At 52.4% G+C, this 2,125-nt stretch carries 3 protein-coding genes and 1 other annotated feature; of the genes, 1 reads left to right on the forward strand and 2 read right to left on the reverse strand.

The features are described 5' to 3' along the window. The first annotated feature begins 125 nt into the window (after positions 1 to 125). A protein-coding gene (locus Q0241_RS20835) for an IS3 family transposase (RefSeq protein ID WP_299381009.1) occupies positions 126 to 1,357 on the forward strand; the annotation gives its coding sequence in 2 pieces (ribosomal slippage) (positions 126 to 426 and positions 426 to 1,357; 1,233 coding nt in all). Beyond that, positions 413 to 529 (forward strand) — a sequence feature (AL1L pseudoknot). It overlaps the preceding gene by 117 nt. On the opposite strand, the gene Q0241_RS20840 is transcribed toward Q0241_RS20835, so the two are convergent. Further along, on the reverse strand, positions 1,338 to 1,631 hold the full coding sequence (locus Q0241_RS20840; RefSeq protein ID WP_299381010.1) for a hypothetical protein: 294 nt from the start codon (positions 1,629 to 1,631) through the stop codon (positions 1,338 to 1,340). The two genes, Q0241_RS20835 and Q0241_RS20840, sit on opposite strands and share 20 nt — an antisense overlap. Positions 1,632 to 1,780: 149 nt before the next feature. After that, positions 1,781 to 2,074 (reverse strand): type II toxin-antitoxin system RelE/ParE family toxin, encoded by a 294-nt coding sequence (locus Q0241_RS20845; protein ID WP_299381011.1) that lies wholly within the window; start codon positions 2,072 to 2,074, stop codon positions 1,781 to 1,783. Positions 2,075 to 2,125 lie beyond the last annotated feature (51 nt).

Genomic DNA, 2,125 nt, shown 5'->3' on the forward strand with positions numbered 1-2,125 from the left:
GCCAAGGACTTGATCATGATGAACACACGCGAGGTGACACCGCCGGTCACTTTCAGGATCGTCCGAAGCGACGCCACTGAACCAGACCGGGTTTACCGGAGAGGATAAAGCTTGGAAGGTAAGTCATGACCAAAGGAAATTCAGGGAACCGTTTTTCGACAGAAGTTCGGGCGCGCGCAGTGCGTTTGGTGCTTGAGAATGAAGCGGATTATAAGACGCGATCTGAGTGCTTCAGATCGATTTCGCAGAAGATAGGATGCAGCCCCGAAACGCTTCGGGACTGGGTCAACAAACAGGCGGTTGAGACCGGGGATCGGGAGGGTCTGACGCTGTCTGAGCGGGCGCAGATGAAAGAGCTTCAGCGTGAGATCCGTGAGCTGCGCCAGGCCAATGACATTCTTCGTAAGGCGTCAGCTTTTTTCGCGGCGGCGGACCTCGACCGCCTACGGAAGAGATGATCATGTTCATAGACGACCATCGTGAGCATCTTGGCGTCGAGGCGATTTGCAAGGTTCTGCCGATTGCGCCATCCACATATTACCACCACAAATCGGTTGAGCTTAATCCCGAGAAGGCCTCTGCCCGCGCAAAGCGTGATGCCTTTATAATAACCAGGATCACCCATTTCTGGGAGAAGAGCAGGAAGCGATATGGGGCCGTGAAAATCTGGCATGACTTGCTTGATGAGGGCACTGTTGTCGCCCGTTGCACGGTTGTTCGCCTCATGAAAAGCATGAGAATACAGGGCATTACACGCGGTGATATAACCACGACGAAGAGTAATCCTGCTTTGCCGTGCCCTAAAGACAAGGTGAACCGAAAGTTCAAGGCACCGGCACCAAACATTCTCTGGGTAGCTGACTTCACCTACGTCAGAACCGCCGTCGGCTTCGTGTATGTTGCGTTCATCATTGATGTCTTCGCGCGCTATATCGTTGGCTGGAAGGTCTCTTCATCTCCCAATGCCCAGATGGTGCTTGATGCTTTGGATCAGGCGTTGGCTGCGCGTCAACCAGATCCCAAGACCCTTATTCATCATAGCGACAGAGGCGTTCAATATCTGTCGATCAAGTACACAGAGCGCCTAGAAGAAGCCAAAATCGATCCGTCAGTCGGCAGCGTCGGGGACAGTTATGACAACGCCATGGCCGAGACAATCAACGGGCTCTATAAGGCCGAGGTCATCGAGCACGAGGGCCCGTGGCAAGGCAAAAAAGACGTCGAATTTGCAACGCTCGACTGGGTTCACTGGTTCAATCAAGAACGGCGTTTTGGACCCATCGGATACATCGCCCCGGCACAAGCAGAAAGGACCTTCTATGACAGCCTAAACACTGTTACTCTCGCCGCAGAATAGGAACTAAACCGTCTCCGGTAAACCCGGTCTGGTTCAGTCCCAGCAATTTTGGAAAGGCCATCTGATCCGGTTTTTTGTAACCTGCGATAATTTGCAAGTATTCCTCTTCGCGGTCTGGATCTTTATGAACGGCGTTGTGCAAGCTGCACGCGGCCATCGTCACAAAATCCCGAAACACCTCATAGCGATGCTTGTAAGGTGCCAGTTCGTGAAAGGTCTTTTTGAACGCTGCCAAAGCGGCGTCGCAGCCATGGGCCTGAGCACTGTGTGCCATGCCTGTTCTCCCCTGTTGGGGTCTCTCAAGCCTGGCGTCCACCAGTCTCGAAAGACCGGTGGATTGGATTTATGATCGCGCGTTACGCGGTCGGGGAGAATTGTGCGAGAAAATTGGCGTTTGTCAAAAGTATTGGAAAAGGAAAATCTCTATCGTCCACGCTGGTTGGAAAACTCACTACGTTGATCGTACAGACGCATAATTTCTATCGTATCCCCCTTGATACGGTAAAGTACCGTAAACGGAATGCCAGGGAGAACGTACTCCAGCACATCAGGCAAATCCTCAGCCGGATGACCAGCCCCAGGCTGGCTTTTGAGTAATATAAGGAGCCCAGCATATTGCTGGTTGGCTTTGGTCTGCCCTGCTGGGAAAACCTGCACGTAGTATTGTTTGAACCAGCGCAAGTCGGCCTTGGCTTTCGCCAGAAATTTGATCTGCATGGGTTAGGCTTGGTGAGGAAAAATATCTGCTTCCGGTTCAGGAAGCTCGTT

The sequence above is a fragment of the uncultured Kiloniella sp. genome (assembly GCF_937128705.1).
Classification (GTDB): domain Bacteria; phylum Pseudomonadota; class Alphaproteobacteria; order Kiloniellales; family Kiloniellaceae; genus Kiloniella.

What these genes read in the sequence shown, in the direction of transcription:
- Q0241_RS20845 (WP_299381011.1), bottom strand. Translation starts at nt 2,074, where the DNA reads ATGCAGATCAAATTTCTGGCGAAAGCCAAGGCCGACTTGCGCTGGTTC.
- Q0241_RS20840 (WP_299381010.1), bottom strand. Translation starts at nt 1,631, where the DNA reads ATGGCACACAGTGCTCAGGCCCATGGCTGCGACGCCGCTTTGGCAGCG.